We start from the raw sequence: 23729 nt of genomic DNA, 5'->3' as shown, positions 1-23729 counted from the left end.
GTTCGGGGGCGGCGGCGCCTCGGGGAGCTGGTGAAATGCGATTGACCGATCAGGACCGCGACGCCGTGACTGCGGCCGTCACCGCGGCCGAGCTGACCACCAATGGCGAGATCGTCACGGTCGTCGCGGGGCGCTCCGATCCCTATCACGACGTGGCGCTGCACTGGGCGGTGCTGGCGATGCTCCTCGTCCTCGCGCTGCTCGCCTGGCAGCCCTGGCCGGCGGAATGGCTGCACACCCGTTTCGTCGACAGCTGGGCGCAAGTGGTGCCGGCGCGCTGGTATCTCACCATTGCGCTGGTGCTGATGGCGGCGACCTTCCTCGTCGCGCGCGTGGCGCTGGCACTCGATGCGCTGCGGCTGTTCCTCACCCCCGGCGCGACCAAGACCCGCCGTGTCCATCGCCGCGCGCTGGAGCTGTTCCGCGCGGCGGCCGAGAAGCGCACGCGCGGCTCGACCGGCGTACTCGTCTATCTGAGCCTTGCCGAGCATCGCGCCGAAATCATCGCCGACGAAGCGATTCATTCGAAAGTCACCGCCGATGTCTGGGGTGCCGCGATGGCGGCGCTGGTGGGCGGCGTCAAACACGACCGTCCGGGCAAGGGCATGGTCGAGGCGGTGCAGCAGATCGGCCTGGTCCTGGCCGAGCACTTCCCGAGAAGCGAGGACGATGTGAACGAACTCCCCGACCGAGTGATCGAACTATGAGCGATGCGCCCGAGGAAGTCGCGTGGCAGGGCAAGTGGATCACGGCCAAGCGGCGGGGGAAGTGGGAATATGTATCGCGCGCCCGCGGCATCCGTGCCGCGGTGATCGTGGCGATCGACGCGGACGGCCATGTGCTGCTTGTCGACCAGTATCGCGTGCCGCTCGGCAAGCGCTGTCTCGAGCTGCCGGCCGGGCTGGTCGGCGACGAGGCGGGGCGGGAAGGGGATTCGCCCTTCGATGCGGCGCGCCGCGAACTGATCGAGGAGACCGGCTATGACTGCGCCCGCGTCGAGAGCCTCGGCGAATATTATTCCTCGCCCGGCCTGGTCAGCGAGGGCTTCACGCTCGTCCGCGCGACGGGACTGACCAAGGTGGGCGAAGGCGGCGGGCTGGAGGATGAGGACATCATCGTCCACCGCGTGCCGCTGGCCGGCCTTGCCGATTTCGTCACGGAGAAGCGTGCCGAGGGTCTGGCAATCGACGTAAAGCTGCTGCTGCTGCTTTCGGGCGCCTTGCTGGCGGATTAAGGGCTGCCGATATGGCACCGCGGACCCCGGCTCGGGGCCGGGGTGACGACGAGGGAGGTGCCGCTATCCGATCAGCGGAAATTGTCGGCGTAGGTCTGGAGCTTCAACTTGCGCTCGGGCGCCGCGATCACGTGGAAGGCGAGGCCCTCGCGCTCGGCATAGCCGGTGGCGGCTTCCAGGGTGGGGAAGCTCATGCGCAGCTGGGCCGCGGTCGCTTCGCCGCCGGCCCAGCCGGTGAGCGGGTCGGCTTGTTGCCGGCGGACCGGCTCGAACTCGAGGATCCAGAGCGTCGTGCGCGCGCGGCCCGACTGCATGGCGTTCTTGGGCTTCTGATAGATGCGGGCGATCTTGGTCATGGCGAGTCCCTTTAACGCGGCCCGGCGGCCCTTGCATCTGCCTTTTTCGTGCGGAGCGTCGCCGAAGCGGCGGCGGGATCCTCGGGCCAGGGATGGCGGGGGTAGCGGCCGCGCATTTCCTTGGCGACGGCGGCCCAGCTGCCCTTCCAGAAGCCCGGCAAGTCGCGCGTGGTCTGGATCGGCCGGCCGGCCGGCGAGGTGAGGCTGAGCACCAGCGGCGTGCCGTCGCCGAGCATGGGGTGCGTGTCGAGCCCATACAGCGCCTGGACGCGGACCTCGACCGTGGGTCCGCCTTCCGCCGCATAGTCGATCGCATAGGTCGAGCCTTCGGGAGTCTCGAAGCGCGCCGGGGCGAGCCGGTCGAGCGCCTTCTGGCCGTCCCAGCCGAGCAGGTTGTTCAGCGCCGTGGTCAGCCCGTCGACCGCGTCGAGCCGGCGCTTGCCGGCGAGCAGCCCCGGCAGCCAGTCGTCGAGCGCGGCGAGCAGGCGCTCGTCCGAGAGGGCATCGTTCCCGGCATAGGCGGCGCGAGTGCGCAATGCCCGGGCGGCATCGGGCCAGGGCAGCAGCGCCAGGCCATGCTCGCGCACCCCTTCGAGCAGCGCCTTCTCGATCTCGGCGGGAGCGGCCGCCGTATCAGGACCGCTGGAGAGGCGGATCGCGCCGAGCCTGCGTTCCCGGAGCGCTTCGATCCGGCCGGTGGCGGGATCGAAGCGGACGCTGCGGCGCGTCTCGATCCGGTCCGCGAAGAGCGACTCCACTGCGGCCGGGTCGATGGGCGCGGCGGAAAGGACGCGCGCGCCCGCCGCCATGCCCTGCGTCTCGGCCACCGCCAGCCATTCGGAGCGGGCGAGCGAAGCGGCGGAGTCGAGCCTGAATCCGCGGCCGCCGACCGAGGCCCAGCTTTCGCCCGAGGCATCGCGCCGCTTGGCGATGCGATCGGGAAAGGCAAGCGCGACGCAAGCGGCAAGCGCATTCTCCGTCTCCGCTTCCGCGGAGGGGGCCGGGGAGAGCGGGAGAATCCTGGCCCAGCGCTGCGCCAGCCGGCGGGTATTCTCGGCGCGCGGGCCGCGTTCGCTTCGCCAGCGGCGCAGGCGCAGCTCGAGATCGGCGTCACTGCCCCCCAGCCCACGCTCGCCGAGCAGCACCGCGACTTCCGCTGCGGTGCGCGCCATGCCGCGTTCGGCGGCGCGGACCAGCATATGGCCGAGCCGGGGTGGCAGCGGCAGGCCGGCGATCGCCTTGCCATGCGCCGTGGGCCGCCCGTCTTGGTCCAGCGCTTCGAGGCTGGCGAGCCGCCTGCGCGCCTCGGACAGTGCAGCTTCGGGCGGAGGATCGAGCCAGTTCAGGTCGCGCGGATCGTGTACGCCCCAGAGCGCGCAATCGAGCATCAGCGCGGAGAGATCGGCTTCCAGTATCTCGGGCGGATCGAAGCGCGGCAGGCCCGCGGTCGCCGCTTCCTCCCAGAGCCGATAGGCCATGCCGGGCCCCTGGCGCGCGGCGCGGCCGGCGCGCTGGGTGACGGCGGCCTGGCTGGCGCGTTCCGTGACCAGCCGGGTCATGCCCGCGGCACGATCGTAGCGCGGGCGACGGGCGAGCCCGGAATCGACCACGATACGAATTCCCTCGAGCGTCAGCGACGTTTCGGCGATGGAGGTAGCCAAGACGATCTTTCGCCGGCCCTCCCGGTCCGGCGCGATCGCCGCGCGCTGGGCGCCGGGTTCCAGGCTGCCATGGAGCTTGTGGATCACCGCGCCCGGCACCTCGCCGATCCGCTCGGCCGTTCGCTCGATCTCGGCAACCCCCGGCAGGAAGGCAAGCACGCCGCCCTCCGCCTCGCGCAGCGCCGTGCGGATCGCCGCAGCCATCGCCTCCTCGATCCGGGCATCGGCGGCGCGGCCGAGATGGCGCAGCGCCAGCGGCCAGCTGCGCCCTTCGCTCTCCACCACCGGTGCGCCGCCCATCAGGCCGGAGAAGCGCGCGCCGTCGAGCGTCGCCGACATCGCGACCAGCCGCAGGTCGGGCCGCAGCGCGGCCTGTGCGTCGAGCGCCAGCGCCAGCCCGAAATCGCTGTCGAGGCTGCGCTCGTGCACTTCGTCGAACAGCACGGCGGAGACGCCTGCCAGCTCGGGATCGGCCTGGATCCGGTTGACGAAGATCCCTTCCGTCACCACCGTCACCCGCGTCGCCGCCGAACGCTTGCTGTCCATGCGCGTGGCATAGCCGAAGGTCCGGCCGACGCTTTCGCCCGCCAGTGCCGCCATCCGCTCGCCGGCCGCCCGCGCGGCCAGCCGGCGCGGGGAGAGCAGCAGCACTTCGCCGGTGCACCAGGCCTCGCCGAGCAGCGCCGGCGCCACCGCCGTCGTCTTGCCCGCCCCCGGCGGGGCGACCAGCACGGCGTTGTTGCCGGCGCGCAGCGCGCCGAGCAGGTCGGGCAGGACGGACTGGATCGGCAATGTCTCACGCATCACGCGCAACCAATTCCCCGAAGCCGGGTTTGGCGCAAGCGAAGCCTGAGGAGTGAGGACATGGCGAGGACCCTGGCACAGTTCAGCATCACCCCCGACAGCGACGGCGACTATACGCTGCACCTGGAGGACGACGACGGCGAAACGCTGGAGTTCACCGCCAGCTTCGAGCAGCTCGACCTGATCGTCGAAGCGATCGAGGACGTGATCGACAGCGACGAGGAAGATGCGCTTGCCGACGAGGACGACGACGAGGAGCCGGAGGACGACTGAGCCTCAATAGGCCCGGGCGACTGCGAACTCCACTGCCTCGATCATCGCATCCTTGGCGGCTCCCGCCGCGAAGCCGCCCAGCGCGTCGATCGCGCGCTGCCCGTAATGCCGAGCGCGGGCGAGCGTGTCCTCGACCGAGCGGCTCGCCTGGACCAGCCGGATCGCCTCGGCAAAATCCTCGTCCGACGTGCGATGGCCGGCGATCGCGTCCTTCCAGAAGGCGCGCGCCGCCGCATCGCCGCGGGCATAGGCGAGGATGACCGGCAGCGTCATCTTGCCTTCGCGGAAATCGTCGCCCGCGTCCTTGCCCATCGTGCTCGCATCCGAGACATAGTCGATCGCGTCGTCCACGAGCTGAAAGGCGATGCCGAGATTGCGGCCATAGGCGTCGAGCGCCGCTTCCTCGGCTTCCGAACGCTCGGCCACCACGGCGGCGATCTTGCAGGCAGCGGCGAACAGGGCGGCGGTCTTGGCGCCGATGATGTCGAGATAGCGTTCCTCGGCCAGGTCGATACGGCGCACGGCGGTGAGCTGGTTGACTTCGCCCTCGGCGATCACGGCCGAGGCGTTGCTGAGGATCTTGAGCACCTTGAGGCTGCCGTCCTCGACCATCAGCTCGAACGAGCGCGAGAAGAGGAAATCGCCGACCAGCACGCTCGCCGGATTGCCCCAGATGATGTTGGCGGTGCGGCGGCCGCGGCGCAGGTCCGATCCGTCGACCACGTCGTCGTGCAGCAGCGTGGCGGTGTGGATGAACTCGACCGCGGCGGCGAGCCGGTGGTGGCGCGTGCCCGAATAGCCGAGCAGCCGGGCGCTCGCCAGCGTGAGCATCGGGCGCATCCGCTTGCCGCCGCCGGCGATCAGATGCCCGGCCAGCTCCGGGATCAGCGGAATCTCGGACTGCATGCGATCGAGGATCACCGCGTTGACGAGGTTCATGTCCTGGGCGACCAGCGCCATCATCGGATCGAGCGAAGGGGCGGGGCCGCCGCCGAGGCGATGGATCGTGGCGCTCATAGGCAAGCCTGTGGCGGGTGCGGCGCACAAAGGCAAGGCTTGCGTGACCTTACGGCTATGCGCAAAAGGCCGGCCATGGCCGACGAGACTCTCAACCGCTATCGCCAGAGCATCGACAATATCGATGCCGCGCTCGTGTTCCTGCTCGCCGAGCGGTTCAAGGTGACCCAGGCGGTGGGGCGCTACAAGGCGGAGTCCGGGCTGCCCCCGGCCGATCCCGGCCGCGAGGAGCGCCAGATCGCCCGGCTGCGCGAGCTGGCCAGGACCGCGGATCTCGATCCGGAATTCTCCGAGAAGTTCCTGCGCTTCATCATCGACGAAGTGATCCGTCACCACGAGCAGCTGCGGGACGGGCAATGAGGCGGGCCGCCGCCATCCTGATGCCGGCGCTGGCGCTGGCGGGATGCGGCGGCGACGAGGCGCGCAAGCCCGCGCCTGCGCCCACCCCCGAAGCCGGTGCGAGCGCGGCTCCGGCACCCGATCCGGCCGCGCGTCTCGCCGCTGCGGTGCATGCGGCCTGGCCGGAGGGCGTGAAGCAGGGGCCGGTCACTTTCGACGACAACAAGCTGATCGACACCGGTTTCGGCCCGGTGCTGGTCAGCCACGGCCATGTGCCCGATGCCGCGCATGCCGATGGCGGGACGATCGCGGTGACCTATCTGGATCCGGACGGCGCCGGCTTCCGCGTGCGCAAGTCCTTTCCCAAGGCGCTGGAGACCGGCAGCTTCGGCGATCTTGCCGAATGGTCGGTGAGCGGCGAATTCCTCGACCAGCCGGTGATCCATGCCGAGGGCGGCGGCACCTGGCAGGGCTATACGTGCAGCGTCACCACGCTGGTCGTGCTGCGCCCGGACGGGCCGATGGAGGTCGCGAACTTCCCCTCGCTCTATGACGATAGCGGCGCAGTGGCGGACGGGGCCCGGTCGATCCAGGGCAAGATCGTCGAGATCCGCAAGCAGCAGGGCTTCGTCGTCAAGTTCGAGGGAACCCGATCCTTCGCCGAGCGATACGTCTGGCGTGGCGGCAAGTACCGGCGCGAAGGCGGGGAAAGCCAGATTCCGACCTGTTGAGGGGACAGACGTGACGGCGGACGACGATTTCCTGATCTTCCGCCCCGACGATGTCGACCTGGCCCGCTCGCCCCTGCGCAGGGGCATAAGCGAGCCGACGCATGTGCTGGGCGCCTTCAACCCCGGCTTCGCGCGGCTGCCGAACGGCAACATCCTGCTGATGGTCCGCGTGGCGGAGGCGCTGCGCAAACCGGTGGACGGGAGCCATGCCCGCACCATCCGCTGGACGCCGGGCGGCTATGTCCTCGATCGCCACGCGCTTGCCGGCGTCGAGATGGACGATCCCCGGCAGTTCGCGCTCAAGGACCGCAGCCCGAGGCTGCTCGGCCTGACTTCGCTTTCCTGGCTGCTCCCGGTCGAGCTGAGCAGGGACGGGGCGAAGATCGTGAAGATCCATTACGACAAGGCGATCCAGCCCAGCGCCGGCTTCCTGGACTATGGCGTGGAGGACGCCCGCATCAGCCTGGTCGGCGGCCGCTGGTGGATGACCGTCTGCGGCGTCTCCGCCGAGCGGCACTGCACCGCGATGTACCATTCGGTGAACGGGCTCGACTACAAGCTGCTCGGCGTGGTGCTCGACCATCAGAACAAGGACATGATCCTGTTCGAGGGCAAGCCGGGCGGCCGATACATGGCGCTCACCCGGCCGCTCGGCGAAGTCTATTTCGCCTATCCGGAGGATTCGCCCTGGCTGGGCGGCCCGTCGATCAACCTGGCGCAATCGCCCGACGGGCTGCACTGGAAGCCGCTCGATGCGCCGGGCATCCGCGCGCGCAAGGGCACCAGCGCCACGCAGCGGATCGGCGGAGGCAGCCAGCCGGTGCTCACCCCCCAGGGCTGGATGCTGATCTATCACGGCGTCGAGAAACGGGGCGCGGTCGGCGTCTATCGCAGCTTCTGGGCACTGCTCGACAAGGACGATCCCGCGAGGATCCTGCGGCTGGAGGACGAGACGCCGCTGCTCGAGGCCAATCCGGCGCTCACCGATCCGATCGCGCACCAGATGTATCTGCCGAGCCCGGTGGTGTTCACCACCGGCGTGGCGGATGGCGGCGACCATTATGTCGTCGCCAGCGGCGAGGCGGACCTTGCCTGCCGGATCACGCGAATATCGAAGGAGCGGTTCAAGTGAAGCCTTCACCCGTCATCCCCGCGAAGGCGGGGATCCAGGGTAACGGAGGACAGCGCCGTTCGGCTCCGGATCGCCGCCTTTGCGGGGATGACGAACAAGGGAGATTCGCAGCATGAGCGAATGGTGGAAATCCGCGGTCATCTATCAGGTCTATCCGCGTTCCTTCCAGGATTCGAACGGCGACGGGATCGGCGACCTGAAAGGGATCGAGCACCGGCTGGACGACCTGAAGGCGCTGGGCATCGATGCGATCTGGATCTCGCCGATCTTTCCCTCGCCGATGGCGGACTTCGGCTATGACGTCGCCGATTATTGCGGGATCGATCCGCGCTTCGGCACGCTCGCCGATTTCGATTCGCTGCTGGCGGCGGCCCATGCGCGCGGCATCCGCCTGCTGCTCGATCTGGTGCCGAATCACAGTTCGAGCGAGCATCCCTGGTTCAAGGAAAGCCGCTCCTCGCGTGATGATCCGAGGCGCGACTGGTACATCTGGCGCGACGCGAAGCCCGATGGTTCCCCGCCCAATAACTGGATCAGCGATTTCGGCGGACCGGCCTGGGAATGGGATGCGGCGACCGGCCAATATTATTACCACGCCTTTCTGAAGGAGCAGCCGGACCTGAACTGGCGCAACCCGGCGGTGCGCGCCGCGATGATGGACGTGCTGCACTTCTGGTTCGCGCGCGGGATCGACGGGTTTCGGATCGACGTGCTCTGGCACATGGTCAAGCATGCCGACCTGCCCGACAATCCGGTGAACCGCGCGTGGCGGCCCGGCCAGCCCGACTATACCCGCGTGCACCAGCTCCACTCGGCCGACCAGCCCGAAGTCCATGACATCGCCGCCGAGATGCGCGCGATCGCGGACGAATATGGCGCGCGTGTGCTGATCGGGGAGATCTATCTGCCGCTGCCAAGGCTTGTCGGCTATTACGGCACGGCGGAGCGGCCAGGCGTGCACCTGCCCTTCAACTTCCAGCTGATCGGCGCGGAATGGGATGCCCGCAGCCTGGCCGCGATGATCGACGCGTATGAAGGCGCGTTGCCGGCAGGCGGCTGGCCCAATTGGGTGCTCGGCAACCACGATCGCCCGCGCATCGCCGCCCGCGTCGGCCCGGAGCAGGCGCGGGTCGCGATGATATTGCTGCTCACGCTGCGCGGCACGCCCACGCTCTATTATGGCGACGAGATCGGGATGGAGGACGTCGCCATCCCGCCGGAACAGGTGCAGGACCCGCGCGAGCTGAACGATCCCGGCATCGGGCTGGGCCGCGATCCGGTGCGCACGCCGATGGCCTGGGACGGCTCCGCCAATGCCGGGTTCAGCGCCGCCGACCCCTGGCTGCCGCTCCACCCCGACTGGCTGGCGCGCAACGTCGCCGCGCAGCGCGACGATCCGGCATCGATGTGGCGGCTCACCCAGAAGCTGCTGTTCCTGCGCCACGCGCATCCCGCGCTGAGGCTCGGCGATTATCATCCGGTGGCGGCGAGCGGCGACCTGCTCGCCTGGGAACGCCGGCTCGGCAGCGACCGGCTGCTGGTGGTGCTCAATCTCGGCGACCGGCCCCAGGGCTTCGCCATTCCCGAATGGGCGGAGGGCTTCGCCGTGCTCGCCGCCGCGCGCGGGGGCACCGATCCGGCGCTGCTCGCTCCCAATGAAGGCTATGTCCTGGGATGAGGATCGCGATGCTCGCCCCGATCGCCTGGCGCACGCCGCCGCGCCATTACGGGCCCTGGGAACTGGTGACGAGCCTGCTTACCGAGGCGCTGGTCGCGCGCGGAGTCGAAGTGACGCTGTTCGCCACGCGCGATTCGATCACTGCGGGCACGCTCGATGGCGTGGTGCCCGGCGGCTATGCGGAGAATCCCGAGCTCGACGCGAAGGTGTGGGAATATGCCCATCTCGCGCATCTCTTCGAGCAGGCGGGCAGCTTCGACCTGATCCACAACCAGGCCGATTTCCCCGCCCATGCCTTTTCGCGACTCGTCGACACGCCGATGGTGACGACGATCCACGGCTTCTCCAGCCCGCGCATCCTGCCGATGTACAAGCCGTTCGAGGACCGGGTGCACTATGTCGCGATCAGCGCGGCCGACCGGCATCCGGCATTGCGCTATGCCGCGACCATCCATCACGGCATCCGCCTCGACGAATTTCCCTTCGAGCCCGATGGCAGCGAGGACCTGCTGTTCTTCGGCCGCATGCATCCGGACAAGGGCGCCGCGGAAGCGATCCAGGTCGCTCGCGCCACCGGGCGGCGGCTCAATCTGTACGGCATCGTCCAGGACCAGGGCTATTTCGACCGCGAAGTCGCGCCGTTCCTTGATGAGCGCATCGCCTATCACGGCCCGGTGGGCGGCGCCGAGCGGCTGCGCGCGCTCGGCAGCGCGCAGGTGATGCTCCACCTGATCAACTTCGACGAGCCGTTCGGCCTGTCGGTGATCGAGGCAATGGCCTGCGGCACCCCGGTGATCGCGATCGACCGCGGCTCGATGCGCGAGCTGATCGCGCATGGCGAAACCGGGCTGCTGGTCGATTCGGTCGGCGCGGCGATCACGGCGCTGGGGCAAGTGGAGGGAATCGACCGCGCCGCATGCCGGGCGCGCGTGGCGGCGTGCTTCTCGGTCGATGCGATGGCGGATCGCTATATCGACCTGTACCGGCGGATTCTCGGCCAGTCCTGAGCGGGCGGATCAGGCGAAGGCCGGCTGATAGGCATAGAGCCCCGGCGTCCCCCCGGTCATCACGAACAGCACGTCGCCGGTGAGCCGCCCTTCGGCCAGCCCCGCCAGAACGCCGGCAAAGGCCTTGCCGCTATAGACCGGGTCGATCAGCAACCCCTCTCGCCGCGCCATCAGCCGCACCGCGGCCAGCATCGCCTCGGTCGGGATGCCATAGGCCTCGCCGCGCTGCGAGCCGTCGATCCGGATATCCCCGGCGTCCAGCGCCGCACCGCCCAGCAGACCCCGGGTCGCGTTGGCCAGGGCCAGCGTGCCCCGCTCGGCCTCCGCCAGTTCGGCGAGCACCGTGAAGGAAAGTACCCGCCGCGGGTCGTCCATCCCGGCGGCGAGCCCGGCATGGGTGCCATGGCTGCCATTGGCGACGACGATCGTCCGGAAGGCGAGGCCCAGCCCGGACTCCTGCGCCCGGATCTCCGCCGCGCAGGCCGCATAGCCGAGCGCCCCGACCGGCGACGAGCCGCCCGCGCCGACGACATAGGGATTGCGCCCCTGCGCCCGCAGTTCCTCGGCCCGCATTTGCGCCGCGGCGAGGGCATCGGCGCCGCGCGGCAGGTGATGCACCGTCGCGCCGAACAGGCCGTCGAGCAGCTGGTTGCCGCTGTGGAGATAGGCTTCGTCGGTACGCGGCACCGTGTCGGTGAGCATCAGCTCGGCGGCGAGGCCCATCCGTGCCGCCGCGGCCGCGCTCAGCCGGGCATGGTTGGATTGCCGCGCGCCGGTGGTGACGAAAGTGTCGCAGCCCTGGCCGATCGCCGCGCCCAGCAGGAATTCGAGCTTGCGCAGCTTGTTGCCGCCGCCGCCCAGGCCCATCAGGTCGTCGCGCTTCACGAACAGGCGCGCGCCGCGCAGGCCAAGCGCCATTTCGATCCGGTCCAGCCGCTGGATCGGAGTCGGCGCGTCGAACAGGGTAATGCGGGGAAAGGCGTCGAGGTTCATGGGAGGCACCACCAGTCAGTCAGGATAGGGACGCATATCCCCAATCGTCATCGCCGCGAAGGCGGGGATCCCCTGTGGCCCGCAGCAGCGAATGGATTCCGGCCCTTGCCGGCCTGGCGGAGGCAGCCACTCAGAGCGCCGGCTTGCAGCCACGGGTCTGGTAGACGCCGCGCAGGAAACCGCGCCGCGCGAAGCCCGCGGCGATCGCCGCTTCGAGCTCGCGCTGCGCCGATGCCGCGCCGCTCACTTCGCGCACCAGCCCACGGAACGGCACGATCAGCCCGGCCACGGTATCGCCGGTGATCTTGAGCTTGCGGCTCTTCCTGGGATCGCTGTCCGCGGCGAAATCGGGGCCGAGCGCCGTGCCGAGTTCGTTGAAGGCGGCCCGGATCCGCGCGCATTTGGCCAGGCCGGACAGACCATAGGGATTCTCCGCCGCGCGCTCCAGCACCGGCGGGATCTTGGTCTTCACCACGCCGACGTCCTTGGCGGGCTGGGTGGCGATATCCTCGGCCTGTTTGGTGGTCGATTGCGGCTTTTCCTGCGCCAGCGCGGGGCTGGCGGCGAGTGCCGTCGCGGCAAGGCCGATCCAAAGGCTCGATCGCATGCTCTTCCTCCCGTTGTTCACTTCACACAACCGCTGGACGCACGTGCCGATCATGAGTTCCACCAGATGAGGAGCGCAATGGCCGCGACGATCAGCGTGGCGAGGCCGAACATCGCGGCGAAGGCGACCGCCTCGCCATAGCGCCGCTCCAGAAGATAATGGCTGCCCTCAGAAGATAATGGCTGCCCTCGAAAAAAGTTCGTATCGCGAGCTCGACCATGTCCTGCACCAGGTCACTCCGCCGCCAACAGGCTCTCCGCGCCGCCGAGATCGACCGAGACCAGCCGGCTCACGCCGCGCTCGACCATGGTCACGCCGAACAGCCGGTGCATGCGGCTCATCGTCGCGGCATTGTGGGTGACGATCAGATAGCGGGTCGCGGTCTCCTCGGTCATCTTTTCGAGCAAGTCGCAGAACCGGTCGATATTGGCATCGTCCAGCGGCGCGTCGACTTCGTCGAGCACGCAGATCGGCGCGGGATTGGTGAGGAAAAGCGCGAAGATCAGCGCCACGGCGGTCAGCGCCTGCTCGCCGCCCGAAAGCAAGGTGAGCGACTGGAGCTTCTTGCCGGGCGGCTGCGCCATGATCTCCAGGCCGGCCTCGAGCGGATCATCCGAATCGATCAGCTCCAGATGCGCCTGGCCGCCGTTGAACAAGGTAGTGAACAGCCGGCGGAAATGCTGGTCGACTGCTTCGAAGGCCGAGAGCAGCCGCTGGCGCCCTTCGCGGTTGAGCGTGCCGATCGAGCCGCGCAGGCGGTTCACTGCCTGGGCCAGCTCGTCGCGCTCGGCGGCATTGGTGGTGAAGGCGGCCTCCAGTTCGGCCAGTTCGGTCTCGGCGACCAGGTTGACCGGGCCGATCCGCTCGCGTTCCGCATTGAGCCGCTCGTGTGCGGCCGATTCCTCCTCGGGCGTGCGCACCGTGGCTTCGTCGAACCCGGCCTTGCCGGGGAGCAGCGGCGGCGGGCATTCGAAGCGCTCGCCCGAGATGCGGCCCATCTCGATGCGGCGCGCTTCCTGGTTCTCGGCGCGTGCCGCGGCGCCGGCGCGTTCCTCGCGCGCCTGGGCCAGTATCTCGTTGGCGCCGCGGACCGCGCCCTCGGTCTCGCGTACCGCCAGTTCCGCCTCGCGCTCCGCCGCCTGGGCGGCGGCGCTTTCGATGCGTGCCTTCTCGGTCGCGGCTTCGGCCTGGGCGAGCTGGGCATCGAGCTGGCCGGGCCGCCCGGCCAGCGCCTCGCTCTCCTCCGCGAGCTGGACGGCGCGCCTGTCCATTTCCGTCGCGCGCCGCGCCGCTTCGCCGGCCCGCGATTTCCAGCCCCTGGCTTCCGCACCTGCGGCGGCGTGGCGCTCGCGCGCGGTGCTCATCTCGCGCTCCAGCGTGCCGCGTTCGGCGCGGGCCGAAGCGGAGGCGGCGCGCTTGCCCTCGGCATCGGCGGAGAGTGTCGCGACGCGCGCGCGCGTCTCGGTGCCGTCGGGCAGGGCAGCCTTCGCCGCGTCGGCGCGGTTCAGTTCGCTCGCCGCTTCGTCCTGCTCGGCGGCGATGCGGCGGACGCGCGCATCGAGATCGGCGCGCTGCGAATCGAGCCGTTCGAGCTGGGCCGTTGCCCGATCCTCGGCCCGGCCGGCCTCGCGCCCGGCATTTTCGGCATGATCGAGCACGCGGCGGCAATCCGCGGCCGCGCGCCGGGCCTCGGCGATATTCTCCTCGATCCGCGCCAGTTCCGCATCGGCGGCATCGACTGCGCGCACTGCCGCCGGGCGTGCCTTCTCGATCGCGGCAAGCCGGTTCACGCGCACCAGGCGCTCGGCCGCGGCGGCGCCGCCCGATTTCGCGACATAGCCGTCCCAACGGCGGAGGATGCCGGCAAGCGTCACCAGCCGCTGGCCCACTGCCAGCGCCTGGCCCTCATCCGCTTCAGCGACGAGAATCTGGGCCAGGCGGCGAGCGAGGCCCGGCGGCGCCTGGACGTGCCGCCCGAGCGGCGTCGTGCCCAAAGGCGCGGCGGGATCGCCTGGCAGCGCCTCGGCGCCGGCCCAATAGCGTTCGGCGGCGATGTCGAGGCCCGCTTCGAGGTCGTCGCCCAACGCCGCGGCCAGCGCGCGCTCATAGCCGGCATCGACCTTCAGCTTGTCGAGCAGCCGGTCCTTGTCCGACGGGCGCGTGGCCTTGGCGAGCGCGGCGGCCTCGCTGTCGAGCTGGGCGAGCTCGGCATGGGCGGTGGCGCGCGCGGCCTGGGCATGGTTGCGCGCCTCGATCGCGGCGCGTTCCTCGGCGTCGGCGCGGGCGAGCCCGACACGCGCGCTTTCGGCCTGGCGGATCGCCTGGGCGCGCGCATCTGCCGCGCGGGCCTTTTCCGCCTGCAACGGCTCGGGATCGGGAAGGGCCTTCAGCTCGGCGTCGATCCGCGCCCGGTCGCGCTCCGAGCGCTCGACCCGAGTACGGGCCGCGGCCAGCGCGGCTTCGGCGACGCGTGCCTCGGCTGCTTCGCTCGCCTGGGCCGCCAGCGCCTGGGCAAGCGCGACTTCGGCATCGCGCGCGGCGCGTTCGGCCCCGGCGAGCGCGGCGTCCAGATGGGGCATGCGCGCCGTCGCTTCGGCGATGCGGGTGTCGAGTGCCCTGGTCTCTTCCTCCAGCCGCGCGAGCGCCTCGGCCGCGTCGCGGGCCAGCGCGCCCTCGCGGCCGCGATCTTCCTCAAGCCGGCGCGCGGCGTCCTGCAACTCGGCGATCCGCCGCTCGACCGCCGCCTTGTCCGAACGCAGCGTGGCGAGGCCGTGCATTGCCTCGGTCGCCCTGTCGCGCACCGCCAGCGCCTCTGCGCGCAAGGTCGCGAGCTTCTCGGCGGCGGCCTGCTGCACCGCGACGGCCGAATCATGCGCGCGGGTCCGCTCGGCGACCAGTGCCTCGGCCGCACCCGCTTCCTTCTTGGCCGCATCCGCCGCCGCCGCCGCATCGCGCCAGCGCGCGAAGATCATCCGGGCCTCGGCGACGCGGATCCGGTCGGAAAGCTCGCGATAGCGCTCGGCCTGGCGCGCTTGGCGCTTGAGCTGGGCGGCGCGCGTCTCCTGGTCGCCGATCACTTCGTCGAGCCGGGCGAGATTGGCCTCGGTCGCGCGCAGGCGCTGCTCGGCATCCTTGCGGCGCACGTGCAGGCCGGCGATGCCCGCGGCCTCTTCCAGCATCGCGCGGCGCTCGCCGGGTTTGGCCTGGATGATCGCGCCGATCCGGCCCTGGCTGACCAGCGCAGGGGAATGCGCCCCCGTCGCCGAATCGGCGAAGAGCAGGGCGACGTCCTTGGCGCGGACGTCGCGGCCGTTGATCCGATAGGCAGAGCCGGCGCCGCGCTCGATCCGGCGGACGACTTCCAGCTCGTCATCCTCGCCCACCTGGTCGGCCTGGACCGAGACTTCGGCGAAATCGCGCGAGGGGCGAGTCGCGGTGCCGGCGAAGATCACGTCTTCCATGCCAGCGCCGCGCATCGACTTGGCGCTGGTCTCGCCCATCACCCAGCGCAGCGCTTCGAGCAGATTCGACTTGCCGCAACCATTGGGGCCGACGATTCCCGTCAGCCCCGGTTCGATGCGGAGGTCAGCCGGGTCGACGAAGCTCTTGAAGCCCGTCAGCCGCAGCCGTTTGATCTGCACGCTCGTCTACCCCCGCATCGTCATGGGCGTCAGCGCGCGCCCGCTGCCTTGAGCAGCGGCTCGAGCTGTTCCCACGAGCCCGCGTCGACCTTGTTGCCGTTGATGAAGAAGCTCGGCGTGCCGCTCACGCCGTGCACGGTGGCGGCATCGGCGTTCACCTTGGCGATCTCGTCGATCTTCTTCTGGTCGCCCAGGCACTGGCGCGCCTTGGCTTCGGGCACGCCGCGCTGCTTCATGAAGTCGATCATGCCGAGCTGCTCGGCAAAGCCGACCGCGGCCTGGGGCGGCGGCAGCTGCTGGAGCTGCTGGGCGAGCTGCGGGTTGGTCTTTACCAGCTGCTCGGTGCGGTTGAGGAAATTATCCTGATTCTCGAAGAACTGGTCGAGCATGCTGAAGAAGTTCTCGTCGGGCACGCACTGGTTCAGCAGCGCGGCGGCAAGGTCGGGCGCGCCGTGAATCAGGAAGTCGCGGAACTCCCAGCTGACCTTGCCGGTCGAGATGTAGTTCTTGCGCAGCGGCTCCGGCGCGGTGCGGCCGAACAGCCCGCAATAGGGGCAGTTGCGCGAGCCATATTCGACCAGCTTGATCGGTGCGTTCGGGTTGCCCTGGAGATAGCCGCCGTCCTTGGTCTTGCTGATCATGTCGACCCAGGCCTTGCCGGCAGGGGCCTGGACGGTCGGCACCGGCGTGGCGGAGCTGACCGCCGCGCTGCTGTTGCCCTTGTCGCCGCCGCCGCACGAAGCCAGGACGCCGGCGAGCGCCAGCACGGGGATCAGGGCCAATTTGATACGCATAGGTCTGCTTTCTCCAGAAAATTGCGGTCAGGCGCCGTTCGCCCAGAGCTCGGGCAGCAGTCGTTCCCAGTTGAAGGCACTTACCTTGCGCCCGTTGACGATGAAAGTGGGCGTGCCCTGTACCTGGTGGATCTTCACGGCATCGGCATTGGTCTTGGCGATGCGTTCGATCAGCTTGGCGTCGGCGAGGCACTGGCGCGCCTTGGCCTCGGGCAGGCCCTGGGTCTTCATGAAGGCGATCAGGCCCAGCGCCTCGGCCAGGCGCGTCGCCATCTGGGGCGCCGGCAGCTTCTGCCACGCCTCGACCTGCTGGGGCTGGTTCTTGACCAGCGCCATGAGCTTGTCCTCGAACCGCTGCTGATTGGCGTAGATCGCGTCGAGCACCGGAAAGAAGCGCGCGGGCGCGACGCACTGGTTGAGCAGCGCCATGGCGAGATCGGGCGGGCCGTGGATCAGATAGTCGCGATATTCGTAGCTGACCTTGCCGTTCGCGATGAAGTCGCGGCGCAGCGCGGGCACGCCCTCCGTGGCGAAACGCCCGCAGGCCGGGCAGCTGCGCGAGCCATATTCGACCAGCTTGACCGGCGCATCGGGGTTGCCCTGGCGAAACCCGCCCTGCGGCGTGATGACGACTGTGGCGGCCCAGTCGGGTGTGGCCGCCGGCTTCCCCGCGGGCTTTCCGGCCTGCTGCGCCGATGCGCCGCCTGCCAGGGCCAGCGCCAGCGCGCCGGCGATCGTCAGCTGTGCCCGCATCAGTCGATCCGGCCGATCTTGGGGCGCTCGTCGCTCGCGGCGACGCCGGCGGCCAGCGCCTCGAGCACGGCCTTGAGTTCGGGATCGCCGATGCCGCGCAGGCTCTCGCCCATCGCCTCGGACAGGGGCTTGAGGCTGGGCGGCGGCGGCGCCTTTTCGGGGCGCTTCACTTCGCCGTGGCGAATCGCGAGCCTGGCCACGGCCGCATAGCCGAAGAAGCGGTTTACCCGCTCGACGATTTCGGGCGCGATGTGCTGCATCGTCGGGGCGTGCGCGCCGGAGACGACGAGGTGGAGCACGCCCTGCTCGCGCTTGCCCTGGGGGAAGCGGATCGATTCGGGCATCGAGACGCGCGCATAGCGCTCGCCGACGATTTCGAGCCAGCGGCTGACGATCGAATGCTGGACGAAGCCGAACTTGCGGAAGGTGGCGCGGCCGACATCGGGCAGCAGCTCGGATACTGCGCGCGGGCGCAGCGCGCGCTGCGGCGCGGGGGCTGGCTGGCGAGTGGTGGCGCGAGGGGGTTTCGTCATTTCCGCCAACCCATGCCATAGGCGGGGCGTGCCCGACAACGCCTCCCGCGCAATCGCCTCCGCGCTGCTCCCTTGGTACGACCGCAATGCCCGCGACTTGCCCTGGCGCGCGCGGCCCGGCGCCAATGCCCCCGATCCCTATCGCGTCTGGCTCTCGGAAGTGATGCTCCAGCAGACCCAGGTCGCCAGCGTCATTCCCTATTTCGACAAATTCACTGCGCGCTGGCCGAACGTCGAGGCGCTGGCGGCGGCAGAGGATGCCGATCTGATGGCTGCCTGGGCCGGGCTCGGCTATTATGCCCGCGCCCGCAATTTGCTCGCCTGTGCCCGCGAAGTGGCGCGGCGCGGCGGTTTCCCGGACACCGAATCGGGCCTGCGCGAACTGCCCGGCGTGGGCGGCTACACCGCGGCGGCGATCGCGGCGATCGCGTTCGGGCGGCGCGCGGTGGTGGTCGACGCCAATGTCGAGCGAGTCGTCACGCGGCTGTTCGCGGCGGCGGCGCCCCTGCCGGGAGCGAAGGCGGCCATCTATGCGCACACCGATTCGATCACGCCCGATACGCGCGCGGGCGATTTCGCCCAGGCGATGATGGACCTGGGCAGCGGCATCTGCACCGCGCGGAGCCCGCGCTGTCTGCTCTGCCCGCTGCGCGCGCATTGCGCCGGCTTTGCGGGCGGCGCGCCCGAGCGCTTCCCGGTCAAGGCGGTCAAGGCGCCCAAGCCGCAGCGCTTCGGCACGATGTTCTGGCTGGAGCGGGGCGGCGCGGTGCTGCTGGTCCGCCGCCCGGCCAGGGGGCTGCTCGGCGGCATGCGCGCGCTGCCCACCGGGCCCTGGGCCGATTCGCCGCCGGGCCTCGCCGACGCGCCGGCCGTGGCGGCGTGGGAGACGCTCGAAGCCGGGGTCAGTCACGGCTTCACGCATTTCAACCTCGACGTCGCACTTGCGGCTGCAACATTGTCGTCGCATGCAGGCGCTGCCGTCGCAGGGGAATGGTGGCCGGTCGCCGATCTCGAATCGGCCGGTCTGCCCACCGTCTTCGCCAAGGCGGCACGGCAATTCAGGAGAACGCTATGCGCGGTGTGATCGGGTTCGGCTTTGGCATTGCGGCGCTGGCCGCACCGGCATTCGCGCAGACCGCTCCCAAGCCGCCGGCCCCGGCGTCGCTGAAGCGCATGCTCGACCGGGCACCAGATGCCGAAAGCGCGCTCGCCAAGCGCTATGTCGCCGAGGGCAAGGTGCCGGGCATCGTCATTCTGGTGGGCCGCGACGAGCCGGGCGGGGGATCCACGGTCTCGATCGTCACCGAAGGCCGCGTCGCCGACGAGCCGGCCGCGCACAAGGCGGATATCGACAGCCTGTGGCGCGTCTATTCGATGACCAAGCCGATCACCGGCATCGCCGCGATGATCCTGGTCGAGGAAGGCAAGCTCAAGCTCGACCAGCCGATCAGCGACTTCATCCCGGCGTTCAAGGACATGAAGGTGCTGGTCGATCCGTCCAAGGACCTCACCACCCGCCCGGCGAAGAACCCGATCACGGTGCGCAACCTGCTCACCCACACCGCGGGCCTGGGCTACAACATCATCACCAAGGGGCCGCTGCTCGACGAATACAACAAGCTGGGCATCAACCCCGCCCAGGTGAACACGCAGATGGAAGTCCAGATGGCGCAGCTGCGCCCGGACAGTCTGGAGGAATTCGCTAACCGTACCGCCTCGCTCCCGCTGATCGCCGAGCCGGGCACCAAGTGGAGCTATTCGATCGGCCTCGACATCCTCGGCCGGGTGATCGAGGTGGCGAGCGGCATGCCGTTCGACCAGTTCGTCAACACGCGCATCTTCAAGCCGCTCAAGATGGAGCAGAGCTACTGGACGGTGCCGGCGGACAAGGTCGCCAATTTTGCCAGCAACTATGTCTTCATGGGCGCCACCCGGGTGGTGGCCGATCCGGCGGCGAGCTCGATCTATCTGAAGAAGCCCGAATTCCCCTATGGCGGCGCGGGCCTGGTGATGTCGGCGCGCGATTATGACCGGTTCCTCCACATGCTGCTGAACGGCGGCACGCTCGACGGCGCCCGCATCCTCAAGCCCGCCACCGTCGCGGTGGCGATGTCGAACCTGCTGCCTGCGGGTGCCGACACGTCGATCCTCAACGAGACGGCCAAGGACACCGGTGCCCAGATGGGCTTCGGCGCCGGCGGTTCGGTCTATCTGAGTGACGTGGCCGGTGGCCCGGGCAAGGGCACTTTCGGCTGGGGCGGCGCCGCGGGCACGATCGCCTGGGCCGATCCCGTCCACAAGCTGCGCGCCGTCGGCATGATCAACCTGTTCGGCGACACGCCGCTGAAGCGCGAAGTGTCCAAGGCGATCTACGCCGACATCGCCAAGTGAACCTGCCCGGTTTCACCGGCGGCACGCTCGATCGTGCCGACCGTGTCCGCCACGAGCCCGATCTGCTAGCCGGGGCGCTGGCGGATGCGGGCGCGCGCCTGCTGGTGCTCGATTCGCTCGATCCGGTGCTCGATGCGGAGGGCCGCCTGACCTGGACCGGCCTCGCGGAGGCGCCGGGCGAGCTGCTGTTCCTGGGCTATGAGCAGGGTATCCCGCGCTTCGTCTCGGCGCTGCCCGACGACATGCCCGTGCCGCTGGGCCGCTCGCCCGCGATGTTCGCGCTGCTCGATCGATTCGCGGTGCCCGATGCGGCCAACTATGCCGCCGCGCGCAGCCTGGTCTTCTGGCACGGCCGGCACCGTTTCTGCGCCAATTGCGGTGCGCGCACGCGAGTCTCGCATGCCGGCTGGGCACGGCATTGCCCCGCTTGCGACGCCGAGCATTTCCCGCGCGTCGAGCCGGTGGTGATCATGCTCGCCGAACATGGCGACAAGGTGCTGCTCGGCCGCCAGCCGAGCTGGCCGCCCGGCCGCTATTCGGCATTGGCCGGCTTTCTCGAAGTGGGCGAGGCGATCGAGGAAGCGGTGCGCCGCGAGACCTTCGAGGAAGCGGGGATCAGGCTGGGTGCGGTGCGCTACGTCGCCAGCCAGCCCTGGCCCTTCCCGGCATCGCTGATGGTCGCCTGTATCGGCGAAGCGCTGAACGACGATATCCGCGTCGATGCGAACGAGCTGGAGGATGCGCGCTGGTTCACGCGCGCTGAGGTGGCGCTGGCGCTGGCGCGCGATCCCGCCGCGCCCTTTGCCGGGCCGCCGCCCTATGCGATCGCCCACACGCTGCTCACCGCCTGGACGGAGGGCGGCTAGGCGCTCCTAGTCCTCCTCCACCGGCCGAGTGGCCCAGCTCGCGTGCAGGGTCGGCACGGCAAGGTAGAGCACGAACAGCATATAGGCGAAGTTTGCGAGCTGTCCGATCAGCGCCTCCCGGCTCCAATTGTCGAGCAGCGCCAGGCCGAGCATCAGCCAGATGCCGAGAAAGGTCGTGAAGCTGACCGTCGCGAAGCCGGCCAGAAAGGCGCGCTGGCGCAGCTGCCGGTCGAACTCGTCGACCAGCCTGGGGCCGCCCCAGGGCTTGATCGGCCCGAAGATCGGCAGGAACATGCCCAGCACGAACCCCGCGCTGATCACAGCATAGCCCGGATGCATGGCGTCGGGCCGGGCCAGGCCCCAGGCCCAGCCGCCGATAGCCAGGGCAAGCGCGAGGATCGGTATCCAGCGCAAATGGCGCCGGCGCATCTCGGTCCTGGCGAGCGCGGGGATGCCGGTGCGGTCGGCGGCCGCATCGAGCCGGGAGAACAGGCGCTGGTTGAATCGGGACATGTCGGTCTCCGGGGTCATTCGGCCGCCCGGCGCAGCGCCGACGCGACCGATTCGAAGGGGGCGAAGGAGAAGAGCAGCTCGACCGGCGCGTCGAACACCGCGGCGATCTTCATGCCGAGCTCGAGGCTGGGGCTGTAGTCGCCGCGCTCGAGATAGCCGATCGTCTGCGGGTTGACGCCCACTGTTTCGGCGAGCTCGCGCCGGCTCATCCCGCGTTCGGCGCGGAATAGGGCAATTCGGTTGTGGATCTGGGGCAATTCGGCGACTCGCAGGACGATATGTTGTCTATACACAACAATTTATCACGTGAGTCAAGCGAGCTCCATCGCACCGAAGGCGCGTTCGGCGGTGGCGCGCTGCCATCGGTGTCGGTCAAGCCGGCACGGCCCCGGCTCAGGGCCGGGGCGACCGGCTATTTGCGCAAGCCGCCCTGCTCGATTGCAAGATGCCGCCTTGGCTAGGCGCGTTCGCGCGCCTGGGCGTAGGTGCCGAGCACGCGCATCCACTTGGTGTGGAACTTCAGCTCTTCAAGTGCCCGGCCGACCGCGGCGTCGTCGGGGCTGCCGACGATGTCCGCATAGAATTCGGTCGCCGCGAAGCTGCCGCCGCGCTGGTAGCTTTCCAGCTTGGTCATGTTGACGCCGTTGGTCGCGAAGCCGCCCAGCGCCTTGTAGAGTGCGGCGGGCACGTTCTTCACTTCGAAGACGAAGGTGGTCATGAACGGGCCGTTCCCTTCGGCCGCCAGCGGCTTGCGCGCCAGGATCACGAAGCGCGTCATATTGTGCTCGGCATCGGCGATGTCGGCGCCCAGCGTCTGCAGGCCATAGAGTTCGGCCGCGCCCGGAGGGGCCAGCGCCGCGACCGCCGGATCGCCGGCTTCCGCGACCATCGCGGCGGCGCCGGCGGTGTCGGGATAGGCGAGCGGCTGGATACCCTGCGCCTTCAGCCAGTGACGGCACTGGCCGAGCGCCTGGGGATGGCTCATTGCCTGGCGCACGCCTTCGACCGGCCCGAGCCCCATCAGGGCATAGCGGATCGGCAGGAAATGCTCGCCGGTGATCGACAGGCCCGATTCGGGCAGGAGGAAATGGATGTCGGCGACGCGCCCGTGCAGCGAGTTCTCGATCGGGATCATCGCGCAGCCGGCGCGCCCTTCCTTCACCGCGTCGATCGCATCCTCGAACGAGAAGCAGGGAAGCGGCAGTCCCTCGGCAAAGGCTTCGCGCACTGCGATGTGCGAATTGGCGCCGGGCGCGCCCTGGAAGGCGACGGCCCGCACGGGGGTCTTGGCGGCTGCCTCGGTCATCTCCGCGACGAGCTTTCTCGCCGGGCTCGCGAAATTCTCCATAACGGCCGGGCGCTAGCCGCCGGCACTTCACACGGCAAGCCCCGCTTGCTTTAGTTGCGGTGCCGGTTTTAAAGGAACGCAATTTTTCCGCAGGGGCATTTCATGGACAATCGCTTCAATATGATCGCGGGCTGGGCACTTGCGGGCGGCATTGCCGCGCTCGGGCTTTCGATCGCCGGCGGAATGCTGTTTCATGGCGAGCGTCCGGAGCACATGGGCTATGTGATCGAAGGTGTCGAGGAAGCTGGCGACAGCGGCGCGGCGGTGGTCGAGCCGATCGCGGTGCGCCTGGCCAAGGCCGATCTCGCCAAGGGCGAGGCCTCGTTCAAGAAGTGCATGGCCTGCCACACGATCAACCAGGGCGGCGCCAACGGCATCGGTCCGAACCTCTACGGCACGATGGGCGAGGGTATTGCCGAGGGCAAGGCCGGCTTCGCCTTCTCCGATCCGCTCAAGGCGGTGGGCGGCAGCTGGGATTTCGACAAGATGGATGCCTGGCTGTCCAACCCGCGCAAGTTCGCCTCGGGCACCAAGATGACCTTTGCGGGTCTCCCGGACGGCCAGGAGCGCGCGAACGTGATCGCCTATCTCAACGCGCAGGGCTCGAACCTGCCGCTGCCGGCGGCGCCGGCCGCCGGTGCCGCGCCTGCCGAAGGCAATGCGGCCGGCGACAATGCCGCGGCCGGCAACCTCTCGAACGAGGCGACCCCGGCCGAGGGCGCGCCGTCCAAGGATCCCGCCGCCAAGGCCCAGGCGGAGAAGAAGGGCGCCTGAAGCGCGCTTTTCCGTGACGGACTGAACGAGGCGCCGCGGGTTCGTTCCGCGGCGCTTCTTCGTTGGATACGGGGCGCTCCGGGATTCCGTTCACCGGACGCGAGCGGCTGCCGGACGCGGCGGGCCCGGCCTGGCTAGGCCGGGGACTCATTCAGCTAACTCCGTCATCCCCGCGAAGGCGGGGATCCAGAGTTATGCGTGGAGCGGGCGCGGCACGTCCTGCCCTCTTCGGACAGCGTTCGCATGATGGCGCCGGTATCCCCTGCTACCCTGGATCCCCGCCT

24 protein-coding genes are annotated in these 23729 nt (G+C 69.5%); 12 read left to right on the top strand and 12 right to left on the bottom strand.

Going from position 1 to position 23729, the window contains the following annotated elements:
• Nucleotides 1-35 precede the first annotated feature (35 nt).
• Nucleotides 36-707, top strand: coding sequence for a TPM domain-containing protein (locus tag FFS08_RS21510; RefSeq protein ID WP_137864838.1), 672 nt, complete (start codon nucleotides 36-38; stop codon nucleotides 705-707).
• Entirely contained in the window at nucleotides 704-1234 is a 531-nt protein-coding gene (locus FFS08_RS21505) for an NUDIX hydrolase (protein ID WP_137864839.1), read from the top strand. The genes FFS08_RS21510 and FFS08_RS21505 overlap by 4 nt, the downstream gene beginning before the upstream one ends.
• Nucleotides 1235-1305: 71 nt before the next feature.
• Here FFS08_RS21505 and FFS08_RS21500 read toward each other — a convergent pair whose 3' ends face one another.
• Nucleotides 1306-1590 carry an NADH dehydrogenase ubiquinone Fe-S protein 4 gene (locus tag FFS08_RS21500; protein WP_137864840.1) on the bottom strand — a complete coding sequence of 95 codons (285 nt, stop codon included), beginning with the start codon at nucleotides 1588-1590 and terminating at the stop codon, nucleotides 1306-1308.
• 11 nt (nucleotides 1591-1601) lie between these two features.
• Complete coding sequence (gene hrpB, locus FFS08_RS21495) at nucleotides 1602-4055, bottom strand: ATP-dependent helicase HrpB (protein ID WP_137864841.1); 2454 nt, start codon at nucleotides 4053-4055, stop codon at nucleotides 1602-1604.
• A gap of 60 nt (nucleotides 4056-4115) precedes the next feature.
• Here hrpB and FFS08_RS21490 point away from each other — a divergent pair, with 60 nt between their 5' ends.
• Nucleotides 4116-4328 (top strand): hypothetical protein, encoded by a 213-nt coding sequence (locus tag FFS08_RS21490; protein ID WP_137864842.1) that lies wholly within the window; start codon nucleotides 4116-4118, stop codon nucleotides 4326-4328.
• Nucleotides 4329-4331: 3 nt separating this feature from the next.
• Here the strand turns inward: FFS08_RS21490 and FFS08_RS21485 are convergent, their stop codons facing one another.
• Nucleotides 4332-5345 carry a polyprenyl synthetase family protein gene (locus tag FFS08_RS21485; RefSeq protein WP_137864843.1) on the bottom strand — a complete coding sequence of 338 codons (1014 nt, stop codon included), beginning with the start codon at nucleotides 5343-5345 and terminating at the stop codon, nucleotides 4332-4334.
• Between the two features lie 75 nt (nucleotides 5346-5420).
• Here FFS08_RS21485 and FFS08_RS21480 point away from each other — a divergent pair, with 75 nt between their 5' ends.
• The 5 genes from FFS08_RS21480 (at nucleotide 5421) to FFS08_RS21465 (ending at nucleotide 10232) form a co-directional block, all read left to right on the top strand.
• Complete coding sequence (locus tag FFS08_RS21480; RefSeq protein ID WP_137864844.1) at nucleotides 5421-5705, top strand: chorismate mutase; 285 nt, start codon at nucleotides 5421-5423, stop codon at nucleotides 5703-5705.
• Entirely contained in the window at nucleotides 5702-6415 is a 714-nt protein-coding gene (locus FFS08_RS24130; protein ID WP_249341268.1) for a hypothetical protein, read from the top strand. Before FFS08_RS21480 ends, FFS08_RS24130 begins: the two co-directional genes overlap by 4 nt.
• 10 nt (nucleotides 6416-6425) lie before the next feature.
• Nucleotides 6426-7547 (top strand): glycoside hydrolase family 130 protein, encoded by a 1122-nt coding sequence (locus FFS08_RS21475; RefSeq protein WP_249341269.1) that lies wholly within the window; start codon nucleotides 6426-6428, stop codon nucleotides 7545-7547.
• A 112-nt stretch (nucleotides 7548-7659) separates the two neighbouring features.
• Nucleotides 7660-9225, top strand: coding sequence for an alpha-amylase family glycosyl hydrolase (locus FFS08_RS21470; RefSeq protein ID WP_137864846.1), 1566 nt, complete (start codon nucleotides 7660-7662; stop codon nucleotides 9223-9225).
• Nucleotides 9222-10232: a glycosyltransferase family 4 protein gene (locus FFS08_RS21465; RefSeq protein WP_137864847.1), complete on the top strand. Its 1011-nt coding sequence runs from the start codon at nucleotides 9222-9224 to the stop codon at nucleotides 10230-10232. Before FFS08_RS21470 ends, FFS08_RS21465 begins: the two co-directional genes overlap by 4 nt.
• Nucleotides 10233-10241: 9 nt before the next feature.
• Here the strand turns inward: FFS08_RS21465 and FFS08_RS21460 are convergent, their stop codons facing one another.
• From FFS08_RS21460 to FFS08_RS21435, 6 genes are all read right to left on the bottom strand, one after another.
• Nucleotides 10242-11225: a D-cysteine desulfhydrase family protein gene (locus FFS08_RS21460; RefSeq protein ID WP_137864848.1), complete on the bottom strand. Its 984-nt coding sequence runs from the start codon at nucleotides 11223-11225 to the stop codon at nucleotides 10242-10244.
• Nucleotides 11226-11355: 130 nt separating this feature from the next.
• Nucleotides 11356-11832: a hypothetical protein gene (locus tag FFS08_RS21455; protein ID WP_137864849.1), complete on the bottom strand. Its 477-nt coding sequence runs from the start codon at nucleotides 11830-11832 to the stop codon at nucleotides 11356-11358.
• A gap of 233 nt (nucleotides 11833-12065) precedes the next feature.
• A complete protein-coding gene (smc, locus tag FFS08_RS21450) occupies nucleotides 12066-15473 on the bottom strand; it encodes a chromosome segregation protein SMC (RefSeq protein WP_137864850.1) in 3408 nt (1135 codons plus the stop codon).
• A 29-nt stretch (nucleotides 15474-15502) separates the two neighbouring features.
• Nucleotides 15503-16267, bottom strand: a complete 765-nt coding sequence (locus tag FFS08_RS21445) for a DsbA family protein (protein WP_137864851.1) — start codon at nucleotides 16265-16267, stop codon at nucleotides 15503-15505.
• 27 nt (nucleotides 16268-16294) lie between these two features.
• Nucleotides 16295-17020, bottom strand: coding sequence for a DsbA family protein (locus tag FFS08_RS21440; RefSeq protein WP_137864852.1), 726 nt, complete (start codon nucleotides 17018-17020; stop codon nucleotides 16295-16297).
• Nucleotides 17020-17553, bottom strand: coding sequence for a DUF721 domain-containing protein (locus FFS08_RS21435; RefSeq protein WP_137864853.1), 534 nt, complete (start codon nucleotides 17551-17553; stop codon nucleotides 17020-17022). The genes FFS08_RS21440 and FFS08_RS21435 overlap by 1 nt, the downstream gene beginning before the upstream one ends.
• Nucleotides 17554-17581: 28 nt before the next feature.
• Here FFS08_RS21435 and FFS08_RS21430 point away from each other — a divergent pair, with 28 nt between their 5' ends.
• Genes FFS08_RS21430 through nudC form a run of 3 tightly spaced genes read left to right on the top strand, consistent with a single transcriptional unit; the run spans nucleotide 17582 to nucleotide 20810 of the window.
• Nucleotides 17582-18637, top strand: a complete 1056-nt coding sequence (locus tag FFS08_RS21430) for an A/G-specific adenine glycosylase (RefSeq protein ID WP_137864854.1) — start codon at nucleotides 17582-17584, stop codon at nucleotides 18635-18637.
• On the top strand, nucleotides 18625-19944 hold the full coding sequence (locus FFS08_RS21425; RefSeq protein ID WP_137864855.1) for a serine hydrolase domain-containing protein: 1320 nt from the start codon (nucleotides 18625-18627) through the stop codon (nucleotides 19942-19944). Before FFS08_RS21430 ends, FFS08_RS21425 begins: the two co-directional genes overlap by 13 nt.
• Nucleotides 19941-20810, top strand: a complete 870-nt coding sequence (gene nudC, locus FFS08_RS21420; protein WP_137864856.1) for an NAD(+) diphosphatase — start codon at nucleotides 19941-19943, stop codon at nucleotides 20808-20810. Before FFS08_RS21425 ends, nudC begins: the two co-directional genes overlap by 4 nt.
• Before the next feature lie 6 nt (nucleotides 20811-20816).
• Here nudC and FFS08_RS21415 read toward each other — a convergent pair whose 3' ends face one another.
• From FFS08_RS21415 to FFS08_RS21405, 3 genes are all read right to left on the bottom strand, one after another.
• Nucleotides 20817-21323, bottom strand: a complete 507-nt coding sequence (locus FFS08_RS21415; RefSeq protein WP_137864857.1) for a hypothetical protein — start codon at nucleotides 21321-21323, stop codon at nucleotides 20817-20819.
• Between the two features lie 14 nt (nucleotides 21324-21337).
• The gene (locus FFS08_RS21410; protein WP_283214642.1) at nucleotides 21338-21616 is read right to left on the bottom strand and encodes a helix-turn-helix transcriptional regulator; all 279 of its coding nucleotides are present in this window, start codon (nucleotides 21614-21616) and stop codon (nucleotides 21338-21340) included.
• A 164-nt stretch (nucleotides 21617-21780) separates the two neighbouring features.
• Nucleotides 21781-22671 carry a prephenate dehydratase gene (locus FFS08_RS21405; protein ID WP_137864858.1) on the bottom strand — a complete coding sequence of 297 codons (891 nt, stop codon included), beginning with the start codon at nucleotides 22669-22671 and terminating at the stop codon, nucleotides 21781-21783.
• A gap of 102 nt (nucleotides 22672-22773) precedes the next feature.
• Between FFS08_RS21405 and FFS08_RS21400 the strand changes: the two genes are divergently transcribed.
• Complete coding sequence (locus FFS08_RS21400; protein WP_137864859.1) at nucleotides 22774-23445, top strand: c-type cytochrome; 672 nt, start codon at nucleotides 22774-22776, stop codon at nucleotides 23443-23445.
• Nucleotides 23446-23729 lie beyond the last annotated feature (284 nt).

The sequence above is a fragment of the Sphingomonas sp. 1F27F7B genome (genome assembly GCF_005503355.1).
Lineage (GTDB): Bacteria > Pseudomonadota > Alphaproteobacteria > Sphingomonadales > Sphingomonadaceae > Sphingomonas.
This window is presented reverse-complemented; position numbering and strand designations above follow the sequence as displayed.

Bases quoted from the DNA above. Each gene is read 5' to 3' on its own strand.
- FFS08_RS21510 (WP_137864838.1), top strand. From the start codon at position 36: ATGCGATTGACCGATCAGGACCGCGACGCCGTGACTGCGGCCGTCACC.
- FFS08_RS21505 (WP_137864839.1), top strand. From the start codon at position 704: ATGAGCGATGCGCCCGAGGAAGTCGCGTGGCAGGGCAAGTGGATCACG.
- FFS08_RS21500 (WP_137864840.1), bottom strand. From the start codon at position 1,590: ATGACCAAGATCGCCCGCATCTATCAGAAGCCCAAGAACGCCATGCAG.
- hrpB (WP_137864841.1), bottom strand. From the start codon at position 4,055: ATGCGTGAGACATTGCCGATCCAGTCCGTCCTGCCCGACCTGCTCGGC.
- FFS08_RS21490 (WP_137864842.1), top strand. From the start codon at position 4,116: ATGGCGAGGACCCTGGCACAGTTCAGCATCACCCCCGACAGCGACGGC.
- FFS08_RS21485 (WP_137864843.1), bottom strand. From the start codon at position 5,345: ATGAGCGCCACGATCCATCGCCTCGGCGGCGGCCCCGCCCCTTCGCTC.
- FFS08_RS21480 (WP_137864844.1), top strand. From the start codon at position 5,421: ATGGCCGACGAGACTCTCAACCGCTATCGCCAGAGCATCGACAATATC.
- FFS08_RS24130 (WP_249341268.1), top strand. From the start codon at position 5,702: ATGAGGCGGGCCGCCGCCATCCTGATGCCGGCGCTGGCGCTGGCGGGA.
- FFS08_RS21470 (WP_137864846.1), top strand. From the start codon at position 7,660: ATGAGCGAATGGTGGAAATCCGCGGTCATCTATCAGGTCTATCCGCGT.
- FFS08_RS21465 (WP_137864847.1), top strand. From the start codon at position 9,222: ATGAGGATCGCGATGCTCGCCCCGATCGCCTGGCGCACGCCGCCGCGC.
- FFS08_RS21460 (WP_137864848.1), bottom strand. From the start codon at position 11,225: ATGAACCTCGACGCCTTTCCCCGCATTACCCTGTTCGACGCGCCGACT.
- FFS08_RS21455 (WP_137864849.1), bottom strand. From the start codon at position 11,832: ATGCGATCGAGCCTTTGGATCGGCCTTGCCGCGACGGCACTCGCCGCC.
- FFS08_RS21445 (WP_137864851.1), bottom strand. From the start codon at position 16,267: ATGCGTATCAAATTGGCCCTGATCCCCGTGCTGGCGCTCGCCGGCGTC.
- FFS08_RS21440 (WP_137864852.1), bottom strand. From the start codon at position 17,020: ATGCGGGCACAGCTGACGATCGCCGGCGCGCTGGCGCTGGCCCTGGCA.
- FFS08_RS21435 (WP_137864853.1), bottom strand. From the start codon at position 17,553: ATGACGAAACCCCCTCGCGCCACCACTCGCCAGCCAGCCCCCGCGCCG.
- FFS08_RS21425 (WP_137864855.1), top strand. From the start codon at position 18,625: ATGCGCGGTGTGATCGGGTTCGGCTTTGGCATTGCGGCGCTGGCCGCA.
- FFS08_RS21415 (WP_137864857.1), bottom strand. From the start codon at position 21,323: ATGTCCCGATTCAACCAGCGCCTGTTCTCCCGGCTCGATGCGGCCGCC.
- FFS08_RS21405 (WP_137864858.1), bottom strand. From the start codon at position 22,671: ATGGAGAATTTCGCGAGCCCGGCGAGAAAGCTCGTCGCGGAGATGACC.
- FFS08_RS21400 (WP_137864859.1), top strand. From the start codon at position 22,774: ATGGACAATCGCTTCAATATGATCGCGGGCTGGGCACTTGCGGGCGGC.